At 48.4% G+C, this 17383-nt stretch carries 10 protein-coding genes; 3 read left to right on the forward strand and 7 right to left on the reverse strand.

Translation table 11 applies throughout. The features are described from left to right. Window positions 1-7 precede the first annotated feature (7 nt). Window positions 8-1141, reverse strand: a complete 1134-nt coding sequence (locus tag VIS94_09070) for a Xaa-Pro peptidase family protein (GenBank protein ID HEY9161224.1) — start codon at window positions 1139-1141, stop codon at window positions 8-10. Between the two features lie 311 nt (window positions 1142-1452). Between VIS94_09070 and VIS94_09075 the strand changes: the two genes are divergently transcribed. From VIS94_09075 to VIS94_09085, 3 genes are all read left to right on the forward strand, one after another. Further along, complete coding sequence (locus VIS94_09075; protein HEY9161225.1) at window positions 1453-3249, forward strand: hypothetical protein; 1797 nt, start codon at window positions 1453-1455, stop codon at window positions 3247-3249. A gap of 110 nt (window positions 3250-3359) precedes the next feature. Then, on the forward strand, window positions 3360-3596 hold the full coding sequence (locus VIS94_09080; protein ID HEY9161226.1) for a galactosyldiacylglycerol synthase: 237 nt from the start codon (window positions 3360-3362) through the stop codon (window positions 3594-3596). Continuing rightward, window positions 3581-4675: a 4Fe-4S binding protein gene (locus VIS94_09085; protein HEY9161227.1), complete on the forward strand. Its 1095-nt coding sequence runs from the start codon at window positions 3581-3583 to the stop codon at window positions 4673-4675. The genes VIS94_09080 and VIS94_09085 overlap by 16 nt, the downstream gene beginning before the upstream one ends. 86 nt (window positions 4676-4761) lie before the next feature. Here the strand turns inward: VIS94_09085 and VIS94_09090 are convergent, their stop codons facing one another. From VIS94_09090 to VIS94_09115, 6 genes are all read right to left on the reverse strand, one after another. Beyond that, window positions 4762-6729 carry an aldehyde ferredoxin oxidoreductase family protein gene (locus tag VIS94_09090; protein ID HEY9161228.1) on the reverse strand — a complete coding sequence of 656 codons (1968 nt, stop codon included), beginning with the start codon at window positions 6727-6729 and terminating at the stop codon, window positions 4762-4764. 53 nt (window positions 6730-6782) lie between these two features. After that, the gene (locus tag VIS94_09095; protein ID HEY9161229.1) at window positions 6783-8609 is read right to left on the reverse strand and encodes a DUF1302 family protein; all 1827 of its coding nucleotides are present in this window, start codon (window positions 8607-8609) and stop codon (window positions 6783-6785) included. Further along, window positions 8596-10917, reverse strand: a complete 2322-nt coding sequence (locus tag VIS94_09100) for a hypothetical protein (GenBank protein HEY9161230.1) — start codon at window positions 10915-10917, stop codon at window positions 8596-8598. Before VIS94_09100 ends, VIS94_09095 begins: the two co-directional genes overlap by 14 nt. Then, entirely contained in the window at window positions 10917-11978 is a 1062-nt protein-coding gene (locus tag VIS94_09105) for a YCF48-related protein (GenBank protein ID HEY9161231.1), read from the reverse strand. Before VIS94_09105 ends, VIS94_09100 begins: the two co-directional genes overlap by 1 nt. Before the next feature lie 10 nt (window positions 11979-11988). Beyond that, a complete protein-coding gene (locus VIS94_09110) occupies window positions 11989-15816 on the reverse strand; it encodes an NAD(P)-dependent oxidoreductase (protein HEY9161232.1) in 3828 nt (1275 codons plus the stop codon). Window positions 15817-15938: 122 nt separating this feature from the next. Beyond that, a complete protein-coding gene (locus tag VIS94_09115) occupies window positions 15939-17249 on the reverse strand; it encodes a hypothetical protein (GenBank protein ID HEY9161233.1) in 1311 nt (436 codons plus the stop codon). Between the last annotated feature and the right edge of the window lie 134 nt (window positions 17250-17383).

Raw genomic sequence — 17383 nt, forward strand, 5'->3', positions numbered from 1 at the left:
CCGCTGACTATCGTACACTGATTATATCTGCCGGAAGAGTTGTTATCTTATGAGGTACTGTTTCCGTTATGATATAAGTTTCTTCATCTCCGATTTCCACCCCTTCGGCATAATTGTAATACAGCTCGATATTGATCACCATATCGGGATTCAATTCAAAATCGCTTCCTCCATAGAGCCAGGACTCTTCGGTCATAAGGCCTATAGAATGCCCCGCTGTGACGATTAGCGGAATCATGCCTTCACGCTCATAGATTTTGACGGCCATTTCATAGATTTGTCCGGACGTTGTTCCGGGGACAAGGGATCTGCCTACCTCATCCACGATAGCGTTCATTTTTTTATTTAGCGCTCTCAGTTCTTCGGGCACATCTCCTGTAAAGGCATGCCTCCTTATATCAGAGAGATAGCCGTAATAGCTTGCACCAAGGTCAATGGCCACCAGCTGACCTTCTCCGAGAGTTTCATTTATGGACACTTCCGGATTCGATGTGCCGAATGAAATCGTGACATGGCCGATGCCTGTCGCCCCGTTTTTGATCATGCGCCATTTGGCTTCCTGAATTAGTTCAGGCCTTGTTATGCCCGGCCTGACAACTTCAGCAATCAGTTCCTGCATGGCCTTTTCCGCTATCTGGGTCGATTTTATAATCATATCAAGTTCATAGACCGATTTTATCAGTCTGAGTGAATCCATGACATCATCGACATATATGAACCTAACGTCTGATGCTGTTTGAACAATCAAGTCCTTCAGATAAACAGGCATCCCTGACTCGATGCCGAGAGTCTTTCCTGAAAGGTTTTTTGAGGAAAAAAAATTATTAAGGGTTGAATGGGCGCCGGCCCTGTCGGCCCAGACCTCGATATGATCGCATCCGAACTCAACATCGCCCAGCACCGCACCTATCCAGCAGCCGAGCGTTACTCTGCCGTCAGGTTCAATGAAAGAAAGGAACGGTAACTGGTTTCGAAGCGCAAACAAAATGGGATTACCGCTTCCGGGCAGACACGGATATCCTGTCGTGTACATAACATTTTCAGGAGTAGTCAGCAGAACAGCGTCGATTCCCTTTTCATTCATCGTTTTCAGCAGGGAGTCCTTGTAAAATCCTATCGGCTCGAATCTTGCGCCTTTCACCGGAACCTCCGTTTAATGGTTTTCATGAAAACAAATGGTCTTACCAATTTACAAATAGACCCTTTTTTGTCAAGGTAAAACATGTTATTTGTATAATGATAAGTCCGGATGTAACTTATTTCAGAATGCGGGGAAAAATATTTCCACATTAAACATGAATCGAGTTGGAATGACCACCCATGCTTAACAACTGCTTGAATTTAATTATTAATTAATTATATATATTAGGCATGGTTCATGCAATTATTTGTTATGAAATATAATAATTATTAATTTTAATTCAGACAATTTATCAGTCTTGAGGAGACAGTATGAAGATAATGCGATATTTGCTTTTCGTTCTGTTTATTCTGACGGCAATGTTATTCGCTGCTTGCGGTGGGGCCAATCACAATGAAGAGCTTGCAAAAGACGAATCGTTTTATGATCCCGGCGCATCAGTGGAAGCAGTTGATTTCAGTGAAGCGCAGACAATAACGTTATATGTCTGGAAACAGACGGGATATAATAAATACGGGTTTGTGAAGGTGTCAAATGGCGATTTCCTTGCCCCTGGAAAGCATAAATTCGGTGTTTCTGTAACACAGAGGATTGTCAACGGTGAAGTCGCCCCCGAGCGCGTTTTCATAGGCGACGGCGGAATTGATTATCAGGTGGAGGCCCTGCCTGATAAGGATTCCGGTTATTATGTCTGTGATTACAAGCTTGCCCCCGCCGATTATCTCCTCACTTGCCCTATACTGATTCAGGTCATTTATGAAGACGCCCTTGCATCAAAGGAAAAATTTGTAGTCAGGACCGAAGATGGAATGGGAGCGCCTTTTGACATGCTTGCAGATAAGGGCCTGGGTATATCGCTGAGCAAATACATGCTGAAACAGGCCATCAAGGTTGTCAATCCCATGATCGCCCAGCAGATAAAAGGTGTGTCGATTCAGGATCTGAGACCTGTAGTAGGCGGGAATGGAATCATCCATGTAGACCTCGGAAGCATAGGTTGTGATGTCGCCATAACCGACATGAACAAAAAAACAAGGGGCCTGTTCATCGGGCTTGAGAATATAACCGGCGGCAGCGGCAGCGGTAATATTTTAAATTCCGTAATCAGCGCAATCCTCAAAGGGATTTTAGGAAAGGGGATCAATATTAACGGCATCTCTGTAGGTGCCCTTGGATTTAATATACCGGACATGATTTCAGGCCTTGCCGGACCGGCCGATCCTGACAGCGAAGACCCTCTTGCTGGGATCCTTACAGGACTTAAGCTTGACTCAGTCATGTTCCTGAATCTGAAGGGACAGCCGGACTCAACCACGGAAAACAATGCCTTACTCAGCGGCAGCCTTTATTCCGCTCCTGCCGGAACAGTTAAAAAAGACAAAGACGGCAATTACATATGGCCGTCAGTTACTGAAGACACAACGAATACTCTTAAAATGGATTTGACAAGACTTCAGGGTGACAATACGGACATAGGGCTTGCCCTTTCAGACTACAATCTTAATCAGGTGCTGTCTGCCGTGATGAACGGATTTTCCATCGAAATAAAAGATATCCAGAAACTTACCGATTTCTTTTCACCGGATGACCCAAACAATTCGATGACACTGGACGTTAAAATAAACCCTGGCGGCATTGCCCTTGACCTGGCGAACCAGAGGGTGGCGGTAAACGATGTTCGCCTGACAGTATACGAGGTTATGCCCAATGGGACATCATGGGCAAGGACGGAACTATCTCTTGATGTGACAATAGCATTCGAGGCCGGTTTCCATTCCGACAGCAAGACATCATATCTCGATCTGATGCTTTCTCCCCAATACGACAAATGCCACATTCACATCATGAAAGACAACATGGACATGAGCATGTTTGACCACAGTTCATATTTCCCGCTTATTATTTCGGGATTTACCGGAGGGAAAGCCGATCTCAGCCTTAGTCTGGCGCTTTCGGATTTCGGCATCCTGCCAAGGCCGGGCATTGATCCAGGAGAAGTGGAATACGACAACTCGGGAAACTGCTATATGAAAATGGCGGTAGGCGATCTCGACGCCTCAAAACTTCCTGTTGACGGGCTCTGTTTTATAAGTACTGCAGCCGGCTGAAAGAAAGGCGGCGGGACAGCCTGTCCTGCCGCCTTAAATATACAATTTTTGCTTAAGCCTTCTTCAAGGAATCCCGATATGTTTTTTATCCCATTTCCCAGGAGGCAAAGATGATCAAACTTTATAATAAGGACAACAACTCCTTCATTGGAACAATTACAGAAGAAGACCTTCTGCTGCTTGAAAAAGTTCTTGTTGAAGAATCCGAGACCGATACCGACTATTTTATAAATCCCGACACGATTGACCTGATTGAAGACAGCAATGCAAGTCCCGAACTCATATCTCTTCTGAGATCGGCGGTCGGACAAAGCGATGGAATAGAGATTTCATGGAAAAAGAGATAGTAGCCGACGAAACTTATAAGAAACTCGCATGCGTTCTGGATACGCTTCCCAACGGTTTTCCGGAAACCAAGAGCGGTGTTGAGATAAAACTGCTCAAAAAGATATTCACGCCTGAACAGGCAGGACTATTCTGCGAACTGAGGCTTACCATGGAGACGGCAGCTGAGATCGCCTCGCGTACAGGCCGAGACCTCTCGCAGACAAGCGAACTTCTTGAAACCATGAGGCGGGATGGCCAGGTCTTTTCAATTAATTTCGAAGACACAAGGTGGTACAAAATGATGCCCTGGGTCTTCGGTATCTTTGAATTCCAGCTGCACCGCCTTGATAAAGAGATGGCCGAGCTTGCGGATGAGTTCGAGGAATATTCGAAACAGTTCTTCTCAATAAGACCTCAGCTTATGCAGGTGCTTCCCGTAGAAGAAGATATCCCGTCTATACAGACTGCTCTTCCCTGGGAAAGGGTCTCCTCGATTATAGAACACGGCCAGTCATTCAGGATTATGGACTGCATCTGCAAAAAGAAGAAGTCGCTTCTGGGCAAGCCCTGCGACAGGACTGTCAGGGTATGCATGGCGATTGCACCGGTTCCCGGCATTTTTGAGAACGACGAGCAGGGAAGGGTAATCTCTCGTGAAGAGGCATATTCAATCTTGAAGAAATCAGAAGAGGAGGCGCTTGTCCACCTGACCGCCAACACACAGTTCGGACAGTTTTACATCTGCAACTGCTGTTCATGCTGCTGCGGAATTTTAGGTTCGATTGAGAGATACGGCATCCCGGCTTCATCCGTTGTCAATTCCCAGTATTATGCCGAGATTGACCAGGGCACCTGCACAGGGTGCGGCATTTGCGCTTCAGAGCGCTGTCAGGTGAGGGCTATTGAAGAAGGTGATTCCTTCAAGGTTATCAGGGACCGTTGCATCGGCTGCGGGCTTTGCATATCGACCTGTCCATCATTTGCAATAAAGCTTGTAAGAAAACCCGAAGTGGAAATAAGCATACCGCCCATTACTGAAAATGAATGGTTTGAAGAGCGCGGCAAAAACCGCGGGGTTGATTTCAGCAGATTTAAATAACGATAATCCCAGGTGGTCGTTTTTCAGTCAAAACTTGCTAAGGGTGGAATTGATAAACATACCTTATCGTCTATGGCTGCTTTACTTTAGATAAGCCCCAGTTTTTCAATGGTTCTTTTATCCGGTTTGCCGTCTTCATCAAAGCCTATATGCCTGTAGTAGGCTTTAATGAATGGAATAATATCGATTGTGACGTTTTTGTGCACGCCGTCTTTTCTGGGCGGGATGCCCAATGCGCGCATATTGACATCTATTTTCAAAGCGCCTTCGCGGTCATTGAACAGCTGACGCAGCGTCTGAATGCGCCAGCCTGTTTCAAGAAGCTCTTCGGGCGTGATATCCCAGCCGGTTATCGCGCTGAACATTTCCCATAATGGATACATGCCGCACCATACGCTGAATTCACAGAATCCCAGAGAGTTGAATGCCTGTTTGAATTTCACCGCCCGGGCCTGGCCTTCACCTTTTGCTTCCGGATCTTTTCCCGTCTTGAATTTTATGCCCTTTGCAAACCGGTTTGCTGAACCCATCAGAATAAAATCCACGCCACCTGCAGTATGACGGCCCGGGGTCGGGTCAGCCGCATAGGTCAGCATCAGTCCGGGCATCTTGCGTGCATCGTGCATGGGCAACTCCTGGCCCCCTGAGGTAACTGCAAATTCTTCGGAGCCGGCTATTATCTTTGACGCGGCCTTTGAACCATTTGCAAGCAGGTCACCGATACCTTCCCTGTTGACAATGAGCCTGAGCAGCGGAAGTATAGTCTCTGCTTTTCCCCATCCGGGAAGGAACCCTTCCGGGAAATCTCTGCACCTGAAATCCTCTTTTGCAAGCAGCCCTTTTTCCACACATTCAATTGTGTATGCAACAACACCTCCGGCTGATATGGAATCTACTCCCTCACGGTTCAGGTATTCGTTGATTTCCATAATTACTTTAAAGTCACTGTTAAGTATAAGTCCGCCGAATGCCGCTATTGTTTCATATTCAGGTCTGTGCGTCTCCTTTTCATGGTAGTGCAGTTGAGGCACGGTTAATATGGCACCGCACTGAACAGGGCACCCGAAGCATCCATATGCCTTTGTCCTGTACGGCAGGCTTGCATTCTTATTCAATTTCCTTGAAATCTTTTTTTTGAAATCTTTTACATCACCTGCATAATTTTTGATGGGGGTATCCCCGGTTTCATGGCTTATAACGGTCGCAAAGGGCGTCCCCCATCTGTGCAGGAAATATCTGAACAGAAGAGGTGCAAATGCCTGGAATTTGCCTGCAATATCAAAACCGATCCTGAAAAGTCTCATGAAAAATGTGAAATTGTCCGCGACTGCCATCATCATTCCGATAACAGGATTCGTCATGGTGAATTTCAGCATCTGATTGTATTCCCTGGAAAGCTCTACAGCCTTTTTTCTGTCTGCATAATCTCTTCTGGCCGAGCCCCTTATGCACAGCGCCTTGAGATTTTTGCTGCCCATCACAGCCCCGAGCCCGCTTCTGGCCGCTATCCTGCCCCTGTCACAGACAATGCCGGAAAAAAGAACTTTATTTTCTCCGCCTTTACCTATTACAGCAACCTTAAATCCATTTCCGTGTTTTGAAATAAGGCTTTCCTCGGCTTCAACAACATCTTTTCCCCAGATGTCCGAAGCATCGCAAAGTTCTTTTTTATCATTATTTATCAACAGATAGACCGGCTTATCGGATGCCCCTGTAAAAAATATGGCGTCATAGCCTGCCTGTTTAATGACCGGTCCGAAATGTCCGCCTGAATTTGCATCTCCCCATCCTCCGGTCAGCGGACTCTTGCCGCAGACCATGTAACGGCCGGTGAAAGGAGCCGGGGTGCCTGTGAAAAGCCCGGGGCAAAAACCAAGGATATTATCGGGACCGAGAGGGTCGCAGCCCGCTTTCATTCTGGAATAGATGTAGTATGCGCCCAGCCCGTAACCGCCAAGATGTTTTCTGTAGATTTCCTCGGGCGGCGCTTCCTCGGTAAAAGTCCCGGACGATAGATCCACCCAGAGAATCCTGCCCATGTAACCGTTCGGCATTTACGATTCCTCACCTAGACCCTCTCCATTAACAGGGAGAGGGTCTGGATATATTAGAAGTTGTAGGTAGCCATAATGCTAAATTCATCCCTCCTGTCCATCATGCCGAGAGTGCCTGAATAATTGTTTGCCCCTGAGAAAAAATAATTGATTTCAAAATCCCAGTTCCTGTAAGTATATGCAACAGACGGTATGAAAACCAGAGACTGCGGTTCAAGTTCATACATCACGACAAGCTGCGGTGCAAGGTTTGCGGTCAGGTACGAAAGCCTTGTAATTAATATAAAAGTGTTCGAATATTCCGGATAATAAACAACATCAAACTGACCGTCGAAGTCATCATCCCATGGTTCGTACCACGGTTCAAGCAGATGGTCTTTTTTCCATCCGAGTATCTTGCTGCCGACATATTCGAGTTTGAACATCACATCATCACTGGGAATGATATCAGAAATGACAGGGATATGTTTTTTCGGTGCAAGCCATGAGAAATTGTAGAACTTGTCTATTCCGATACCGTATTTTATCACATCGTATTTTTCTACTTCGCCTGTGGAAAACGGCAGAATCATTTTATCTATGTTTTCAAGGTCTTTTTTGTAGAATGTGTTTAGAAACCATACCACGTCGTGAGGCTGTCCATCAAAGTATATTGTTATTTTGGGGTTGAACTGGTCCACCATATCCGAAAGCTTGCCCGGCGTCATATACGGTACCTGCGAAAAATATGCGAACTCGCCTCTGAATACGGTGTTTATTGCTTCCATCTGGTAGTTGAAGCTGCCTCCATAAACGTTGACATTATCACGTGTAAGATCCACTTCAAGCAGTTGTCCTCCAAGTATCGAACCCATGGGGTTCTTGGGATTCACCTGTGTTATATCATAGATGACAACGGGCTGGAGGGCATCCGAATTGATAACAGCAACCGGAATATCAGAATACATTCTGTAATATACCAGATTCAGATTAAGCCCATGAAATACAAAGCCGGCCTTAAGACCGTATCTGTCGGAATCAATGTCGCTGTTCACCTGGTTCATATTGAGCTTGAGCGATGCCATTGAAAAAGGATTTTTATAATCATCCACAGTATCTCTGCCGATACTGGGCAGAATCGGAGAACCGTCAATCATGGGTTCCTCATAGGTATTGTCAATCTTTCCGGGTACATAATACGCTTCGAAGGACATCGAATCGAAGGGACCCACATAGGCAAACGCATAATTGGCGCGGGCCATCCAGAGCGGTATGCGCCTTTCAAGAAGGTCGACTGCAAGCGATGATGTGTCGAGAGGGTTTTGTCCCTCAAGAATTCTGAGCGTACTCATCTCGCCCCATGCCATAACCTGCTTCCCCAGCCGGCAGAATGCCCCGCCTTTCATAAAATCGACATATGCCATGTACAGATCAACATCCCATTTCAGGTGATTGATCTGGTCACGGTTGTCATAGGTGTAATATCGCCTCTGGTGCTCATAATCTCCAGTTGCCTCTTTCCATTTCTGGTTATAATTTCTGTCAGGGTTGTTTACGTCATAATAATCACCGTCGGTTGTCAGTATCTTTGCGCCGTAATCATATGCTCCGTCGTAAAAAACTCTGCCCTGGAGAAAACACTTCGACTTGAAGCCTTTGCCAAGGTCGCCGAAATCGCCGCTGAATTCAGCAAGCAGAAGATTCCTCTGGCTGATAAGGTCGCCTTTTTCAATGGGAATAGGGTTGTTGACAGGAGTATCCTCCGTGCGCCATGTCGCCTGGGACTTTGCCTTGCCTATCATCTTGTAATTGCCTGATTCGTCAGTCCAGAAGGCATAAGCCTGAGCCTGGACAAGCAGAACAAGAATAAACATCAAAAACATTATTCTAAGTTTTTTCATTTTCAGCCACCTCCTCAGTATTCATTGTGAATAAAACCGGTAAGAAAAGCATGGCGAATATCCCGCCAGATATTGCTGTAACCGCAAATCCCATTATCATGAGCGCCTGGAACCTCATTCCTATGAAGAACCAGGGCAGGCACATCAACAACACGAGTACGGATGCAAAAAGGATTACTCCGGTCTTTCTCCTGTCCAATGCCTTTGAAACAATCACAACAGCTGCGCCTGTTCCTGTCGCCGCCACTGCTGCAAATGGCATGGAAAGAGGTATCCCCATGAATAACAGCTTCATTGAAACCGTCATCCCGGAAATCATCACAATGACAGAATAAAAAACGCCCGTTTTTAATGAGCGGAACAGGAGTATTGAAAGGATCAGAATTATTGCCGCCATTGCCGCAAGTATTACCTTGAAGCTGCCTTCAATCCCGTCATTTATCAGTTTTGTCATGCCGAGCATACTGCCGCCAAGGGAGAATGTAACTGATTCAGACGGATGAGCATCGATATATTCCTGCATCAGTTTTGCATATTCGTTGATGCTTTCTCTATCCCTGTAAGGGAAAAACGGCGAGATTGTCGCTTGCGTATATGAAGAGTCAATGAATTCCTTTACATCGCTGTTTTCGGTCACCGTACCGCCCAGGCCTTTTCCTTCCCGGTCAGTTTCGGGCAGCGTCTGCCACTTCGGGCTGCCGTCGCTCATGGTGTAACGGGCCATCTCAATCATATAATCAAATGCAATTGAGTCCTTGGCCCCTGAACGGTATTTCAGGAAATTGCTGAAAGCGCTTATATCCTGAAGGGCTTCCGGTTTGCACAGACCGCCTTCTTCCTTTGCCTTCACATAGACAAGGAGTTGATTAGGACCCATGAATTTTTCCGTAAAGAGATTGAAAGCCTTGTTCCATTGATTAGTGCACCATAGATAAGAAGACCCCGGGATGTTGTCTCCAGACTTGTTTGAATAGACCGAGAAGACGCCAAGGGCGAACAATGCTATAAGAACAGCAATTGCCAGGTATTTTATTCCTCCTGTCGGTGAAAGCGCCGAGGAAATCCCTTCCCAGGAGCGCGGCTTATTTTGAGGCTGAGGCAGGATCGAGGCAATCGCAGGCACGGCGAGGCATGTAACAGCAAGCACCATCAAAAGACTGATCGCACCAATAATGCCTAACTCTCTTAAAATCATAACCTTTGCAGCCAAAAGCGCGAGAAATGATATCGCTGCTATAGCCAGACCGGCAGGGACCTTTCCCCATGATGCAATGACAGCCGATATCCTGTCGCTTCCCTCTGATACGGCCCTGTAGTAACCGTCCATGACCAGCACCGAAGCCGCCACACTCGTTATTGCAATTGTCAGCGGGAACAGGACCGCCATCGGATTCAAGCTTCTTCCGAGAAGGCTGAAGAGGCCGAGTCCGGCTCCTGCGGGGAATATCATTGCTATTATCGAGATAAGCACAGACTGCCAGCTCCTGAAATAGACTGCCACCATTGCTATCATCAGGACAAACATCAACCCGCCTGCAACAGGCATCTGTGTCATGCCCATCCTTGTCATGTCGGCCTTTATGACCTCTTCACCCATGAACAGAAGCTCGTAATTCTTATCATTCACTTTTTTCTTCAGTTCATCGAGTTTCTTCATCAGCTTCGGGTCGAATTCGCCCTCTGCATCAGCCTTGTATTTTTCAAATGTCCTGCCGGCCTTTTGTTTGTCATCGAGCAGCTGCCACGCAGACTGGGCCGTCTGCTCCACGCTCATGAAGTTTGCCGTGATCATAACCGCCTTGCCGTCATAGGATACATACTTGCCTGGTCCCATCGGGTTTGTGGCGACTCTTTCCTTGAGTTCTTCAAACTGTGCCGGGGTTTCCGGCCAGGTGCTTCCCATGACCGATGCGATGTTAAGGCCGTTTGCAGTGAATATATAATTGTCCATCCCCTTTGTAAGCGAGGTAACCGAGGTCGGATTTATTACCTCGCAGTCCATAAGGGCTTTTGTTATTTCATCTATTTTATTGATCGCAACGGTATTGTAGATGTCGCCGTTTTTCGCTTTAAGCAGGCAGACAAGCATATTGGTTCTGGGGGCCATTTTTTCAATAGGCTTGAGACCATTCAGGAAAGGGTGCCCGTCAGGGTACATGCTTGCCATAGGGTCTTCGTCAAGTTTTACATCCTTAAGAAATACCATGCAAAGGGCGCATGCGATCAAAACCGCAGCAAAGACAGGAATCCTGAACTGGTAAATCAATGCGCCGAGCACTGCCTTAACCGGAGTATTGTTCTCTTTCATCACTGAACCTCCGGGATCACAGGGATCTGCCATGAGACATTCCCGTTTTCATAAACACCTGTTATTCCGTACTGGCCTGTAATGAGGCCTTTTGTGCCTGAAGGGGTACGTCTGAGATCCACTCCCGACAGCCAGGCCCGTTTCAAAATTTCCGGAATACCAATCTTTTTCCATGTCGCGCCTGCATCTGATGAGACAATAACTGTTCCGGCTGAACCCACGGCAAGACCGGTCCGGCCTTCAAGGTCTATGCCGAATATTTCAGGCTCATGTACTACGGTGTCAGTTTCAGCCCAGGTCAGGGCATTGTCTTCAGACAATAAAATCGCCATATCGACTCCGGCCGCGGCAAGCCCCCCTCCTGCTCCACCGGCCAATGTAAATATTGTCCTGCCGACCTGATTTTCAGAATCATACAATGGTGACTTTATTTCAGCCCACGACTTCCCTGCATCTTTTGTCAGAAAAATCCTTCCCATGTAGCCTGCAACACAGATCGTGTCTGCATCGATCATTTTAACCCCGAAGAGGTTGAATCCCGCAGCCGGGGGCTGTCCTTCCTTTGCCTGTTCTTCTCCCGGACGGGATGCCTTGATCCATGTTGCGCCGCCGTCCTGAGTAATAATCACGGTCGAGTCAGCGCCCGTTGCACATGCATTTAATGCGTCAAGGGCATGTATTCCGAGCAGGGAAACTTCAACTCCCGACCTCTGGGCCGTCCAGGTTTTCCCTCCGTCTGTCGTGTGCAGTATTACCCCTGACTGGCCAACAGCCCATCCGCTTTTATCATCGCTCATGCTCAGATCAAGAAGAGCAGCCCTTGTCGGCGTCTGAATTTCATGCCAGGTTTTTCCCGCATCTGCACTCAGATATGCTTTTCCGAGATCTCCAACGACAAGCATGTCTGTTTCAGTCAGCACGGCACCCGCAAACAGGTTTGATTCAATCTGATTTCTCACAATCACGGCCGTTTTCTGATGCGGCCTTGCCAGTAAGACTGCAATAGAAACGGCTACAGCAACCGCAATCAGCACGATAAGTATATTTCCCGCTTTCTTCATAATCAATGCCTCATGCCATCATGTCTGAAAGGCTTCTGATTTTTTCCACAACTTCCACAGGGACTTCGGGTGGTGTTATGCCCAGAGACCTACAGGCCAGAAGCGTTTTGGATGTAGTTTCTATCACTTCGGTCGTATCGGCAGCACGCCTTAGCGACGGCCCGGCAACTATCAGCCCGTGGTTTCTCAATACTACTGCGGAACCGGCTCCTATTGCCGCTCCCACTGCATCGGCAAGCTCCTTTGAACCGGGCATGATGAAAGGTACGACCGGAAGATCTGGAATAAATGCGGCCTCCGTGTTTATCGGCCTGAAAGGTGTGCCTGTCATATCAAGGATGGTAGCCATCGGCGGATGGGAATGGATCACGGCATTAACCTCGGGCCTGAACCTGTATATGGCCGCATGCATATGTCGCTCCGAAGACGCGGGATATCCGCAGTCATCGAGAGTCTTGCCGTTGATATCTATCCTTACCATCATATCCGGCTGGAGATCGCCTTTGAATATATGCGAAGGCGTGATCCAGAGCTCATCCGGTTTTCCCGGAATGCGGACGCTCAGATTTCCGCCGGTGGCAGTGATCAGCCCTAAGGCATAAAGTTCGTTTGTCACTTTCAGGAGGTCGTCCCTGATATCGCCGACCTTGATGATGGCAGGCGCACCGATTACGGCACCCTGTATCGCTGAAGCCGGTTTTGGTTCATTGGTTTTGCCGATCTTTGTCAGGTCACCGGGGTCTCCGATCTCGGTTCTTGCTTCCTGATAAAGCCTCATCATATCCTTTTGAATCTGCTGAAATGTCATTGCCTTTGCGGTGTCGCCGCTGAATGAAAGCTTGCCGCTCATCGCCGCATCCATACCGCTCACCCTGCCGGTGAACATGCCATCGAGTATGTCGGCCTTCATCTTGAGCACGACATCGGCCTCTGCCGGTTCAACCGCCTCGGCCTTGACCTCTCCTTCCCTGAAGAGCATGTAGAAAGGCAGCCCAAGGTCAGTCAATATAAAGAGCATGACTACATCCTTATCTGCTGCAAAATTCTTGATCTCGGCATCCGCTTCGATCAGAGAAGTGAATGACGTTATTATCTTGAGCATATGCTCCCTGATTGCTTCATCTGCCGCGGAAATATCGGCTTTACATGAAGAAACAGCCTGCTTCTGCCTCTTGCCGCCAGCCTCAAGGTCGGTAACAGAGGCGCCAGGTTTCTTGATGAGCTTTTCCAGCACTTCCGCTGCCGGCTTCTTTGATTTTTCAGTCCAGCAGAATTCGTTCAGGGCTTCAGGGTTAAGGAGACACTGCGGTCTGCCGCCCTTCAAAAGAGTTGTTACGGCATTAACCGCGCTCCTCCCCTGATGGACAGCCACCTCGACCGTGTTTCCTCCTATATGCGGAGTGGCGATAACATTGGGCATGTTGACAAGAGGGTCGTCGGCTGCAGGAGGCTCCACATTAAAAACATCGAGTGCTGCCCCTGCCAGCTTTCCTGCTTTCAATGCATCAAGCAACGCATCATAATCCACGAGAGCGGCTCTTGCCGTGTTAACAAGGCAGGCCCCGTCTTTCATTTTACTCAAAACTTCAGCGTTTATTATCGACCTTGTGCCATCCGTGACAGGAGCATGCAGGCTAACGACATCGCTTGATGAGATCAGCTCATCCAGCTCAACCTTTTTCGCCCCGGCGACAACTGCCTTTTCAGCGCTGACATACGGGTCATATGCAAGCAGCGTGGCGCCGAAAGATTTCAGCCTTTTTGCAGTCTCCTTCCCGACTGCGCCAAGGCCGACAAGACCTATGGTAAGCCCTGCAAGTTCGCGGCCCTGGAATGCGTCATGCGCCATGCCCATTCGTCCCATGTCCCCCGCTTCGCCACCCGGTTCACGGATGAAGGCGTCCGCAGGGATTATCTTCCTGGCAAGATTCAGTATATACGCCGTCGTAAGGTCGGCTACCGCCAGGGCATTTCGCCCGGGGGTGTTGACCACCGGTATGCCGAATTCGGTAGCGGCCTTTATGTCGATATTAACAGGATCAGCACGGCAGACCACGATCATCCTTAAATCGGGCAGCTTTGCAAGCGATTTGGCGTCGACCACGTCGACCTCGGTTATGAATATATTCACACCTGCAAGCGCCTTGACAAGGTCATCGCCAGTAAGCAGTCTTCTTGCCTCCCGGTAGCTTGCATATTCAACGGAACCTAAAGCTTTCAGTGCCTCCAGCGACTCCTCATCGATTTCCGCGGAGACAAAAATCCTGGGCCTGAACGAGAGGTCTGTCCTGGCCTCGCTCGTCTCTGCCGTGCCCATTATCGCATTGAGCACGATCCCGCCTGTAACGCTGTCCAGCTGCTTTGCAGGCGCCAGCAGGCCTGTCCAGCCCTGATAGAGCCCCTGGTATTTCGCCGAACTGCCCGAGGGAGCATGCTCACGGATGACTCTGCCCAGTTTTGAAGCACCTTCTTCGAGGCTTTTGTAAACGCCGGCCCCGACACCTGCTGCGATAGTAGCGCCGAGGCATGTCGCCTGAGGGTTCGCCACACCTATGGCCGTATTCATGACATCCGAGAGCATCTGCGTGAATATCCCTGATTGCGTCAGTCCTCCGGTCACCCGTATTTCCTTCGGCGGATTTCCAGACACGCGGGTTATCGATTCGATGTTCGCCCTCAACGCAAAGGCCATACCTTCCACTATTGAACGCGCCGTATCAGACCTTCCCGAACCCTTGAGCAGGCTCATGTACGAGACTGACAGATTGCCCATCGGCACTCCGAGGTCACTGCCGTTGAAGACCTGTGCGCCCAGAGTCGAAACAAGGCCATTGGAGCCCGGAGCCGCCTGCGCGGCCTCCGCCATCATGACTTCTGCGGCGTTGTCTCTGTCGGGGGCCATTATCCCGGCAAAAAGTTCGAGCGTTGTCCCCATTGGCCCCGAGTTGCTTTCAAGCACATACTGGCCGGGCAAAAGGCCCAGTCCTGTCCACAGCTTGTTTTCCGGGTCGATGAGAGGTTTTTCCGATATCATCATGAGAGGAACGGTTGTGCCAGCTATTATTCCGAGCTGCCCTGGGACTGTCACCCCCGAGCCCAAAAGCCCGCACTGTGTATCGCTGCCGCCTGCTGAGACTGGTATTCCTGCAGTAAGTCCCAGATGCTGCGCGGCCGTTTCTCCAAGAGTGCCGATAACCTCCCCGCTGTTTACAACCTTCGGGAATATCGAGAATGGCAGGCCGTAGGAATCTATAAGGGGCTTGGACCATTGTCTTTTATTGATGTCATATGCCATTGACTCGGCGGCCAGAGAGGCCTCGATCACTGCATTGCCTGTAAGTTTGAAACCTATCCAGTCAGCCACTGAGAGATAGGCTGATGCCTTTAAAAAGGCATCCGGCATATTGGCTTGCATCCACTTGAGCCTGCATGCGGCAAAAACAGGGCATGGCCATCGACCGGTAATTTCATAAAGTTCCCTGCCCCGCTCGACAACAAGGGTGATCGATTCCATTGCCGCACGGGCGTCCACTGCCGGCGATGCCATCAGGGGGTTGCCCTCATCGTCAATCACCACTATGCCATGGCGCATTGATGTAGTTGCAATACCTGTTACTTCAGTTGGTTTTATTCCTGCTTTTTTCATTGCCCTGCGGCAGGCAAGCGCCATCTTGTTCCAGATATCAGCAGTGTCCAGGTCGTATTCAAACCCCATTGAACCCGGCATTGAAGGATGGGTCCAGGCGACAGACGCTGAATAGGATTTGCCGGTTTCAGAATTGACAATTACAGCCCGGCCGCTCCCGCCGCCCAGGTCAAGACCCATTATATAAGACATTGTAACCTCCGGTAATTAAATTTGAAAAAGTGAGTGGCGTTTCGATTTGAACGTTTTTAATAAGTCCAATAAGTCATATAAGACCAATTAAAACCGATCTTTCTCACCACTCACAAATGTTCTTATTTATAGAATTGCTTGAATCCTCCTGCCGTGAAAAGAGTGGGCTCTGCGTTCTTTATGAGAATCTTGAAGTAGGCTCCCTTGTAATAAGTGCCTGGATAGACCGAGCCGTGGTCGCGCCTCATGTCGACGACGACCTGTCCTTCGAGAGACATCTTCTTGAATTTGCCGTCAGTGCACTCAACGGGCAGATTCACATAGTATAATCCCTTCCACAGCTTGCCGTTGACGTCGGTTATGCGTTTGTAAATATGGGAGAATGTCCCTTGTTCCACCCAGCCTTCGCATTCACCGTATTTATAACTGCGGTCCGTGCTTCTGACCGTAAAGACCCAGACCTTGGATTTTACCCATATGATGTTGGTAACATGCCATGGGGCGCCGGTCCATCCAGGGGTATTATATCCCATCTTGAGTTCATAACCGGTTTCGGCACTCCCGATCCCGAGGTAATTCTTGTCCTTCCAGGAAACCTTCAGCGGACCTTCAACGACATAAGGTATGAGCGCATCCTGTTCACGTACGAATTTATAAATACCTTCATTAATGGCAGTCTTGGGACCACCGACCCATGAGTCATCAGGGGCGGCATCGAACCCGAAATGGTCATCGGAGCCTGTCAGTTTTGTATCAAGACGGAGTTCCCTTCTCATTTCGGTTGAATAGGCAAATCGCTGTCCCTTGCCGATATCAAGCGGGTACAGAGGATAGAGGGCAAGTGTTCCTGTTCCCGCCATGCTCATAGGCTGGCGGAAGACCGAAAGCTGTGCGTAATCGCAGCCGGGCCGCCAGGGTTTCATGATATAGGTAAGGTCTTCAAGGGCAAATATTTTTTCCGGCCTGCTTTTGTCGTTTCTGCCGAAACAAAGCCAGTAGTTCATGCTGTGCTTGTTTCCCTGAAGAAAATATTCCTCGAAGATATTGTTCCACATTAGCATGACAGGCATCTTCGGGTCTTTTATATCGGGTTCGGGGAAAGGCAGCCCCTTTATGTCATGCGCCGGCTTACCGGTCTTTACATCTATTATGCCGTTATTTTCATCGATTTTATAGCGGCCGACATTTGACTTCCAGTTTGCCTTGACGTCATCGCTCCAGTAGGATGCAGGGTCATAATCCAGCTTGCCTATTTTCATGGTCATATCGCCGTTTTTAACCCACATGACGATGTAATCCGGGACAAGGCCCTGTATTTTCTGCCAGTTTGTTTGATTGATTGTTTCGCCTGGTGTCACATCGGCATATGCCATGGTTGATAAAAAGAAAAAGAACAGTACGGAAAACAAGAGTATTTTTGTGGATAGCTTCATAAATCCTCCTGATAATATTGTACAAAAGCAATTCATGATGCGGTTTAATTTGGTCAGACCAATATACCCCAGATAGAATCAAAATTCCACAGGAGAAGAAAGCAAAAATTATTTCATCATGTTTAATATTTCAG

This window comes from Desulfomonilia bacterium, from assembly GCA_036567785.1.
GTDB lineage: Bacteria > Desulfobacterota > Desulfomonilia > UBA1062 > UBA1062 > DATCTV01.

Excerpts from the sequence above, each read along its gene's own strand:
- VIS94_09110 (HEY9161232.1), bottom strand. The coding sequence starts at position 15,816 with ATGTCTTATATAATGGGTCTTGACCTGGGCGGCGGGAGCGGCCGGGCT.
- VIS94_09115 (HEY9161233.1), bottom strand. The coding sequence starts at position 17,249 with ATGAAGCTATCCACAAAAATACTCTTGTTTTCCGTACTGTTCTTTTTC.
- VIS94_09105 (HEY9161231.1), bottom strand. The coding sequence starts at position 11,978 with ATGAAGAAAGCGGGAAATATACTTATCGTGCTGATTGCGGTTGCTGTA.
- VIS94_09090 (HEY9161228.1), bottom strand. The coding sequence starts at position 6,729 with ATGCCGAACGGTTACATGGGCAGGATTCTCTGGGTGGATCTATCGTCC.
- VIS94_09085 (HEY9161227.1), top strand. The coding sequence starts at position 3,581 with ATGGAAAAAGAGATAGTAGCCGACGAAACTTATAAGAAACTCGCATGC.
- VIS94_09100 (HEY9161230.1), bottom strand. The coding sequence starts at position 10,917 with ATGAAAGAGAACAATACTCCGGTTAAGGCAGTGCTCGGCGCATTGATT.
- VIS94_09095 (HEY9161229.1), bottom strand. The coding sequence starts at position 8,609 with ATGAAAAAACTTAGAATAATGTTTTTGATGTTTATTCTTGTTCTGCTT.
- VIS94_09075 (HEY9161225.1), top strand. The coding sequence starts at position 1,453 with ATGAAGATAATGCGATATTTGCTTTTCGTTCTGTTTATTCTGACGGCA.
- VIS94_09080 (HEY9161226.1), top strand. The coding sequence starts at position 3,360 with ATGATCAAACTTTATAATAAGGACAACAACTCCTTCATTGGAACAATT.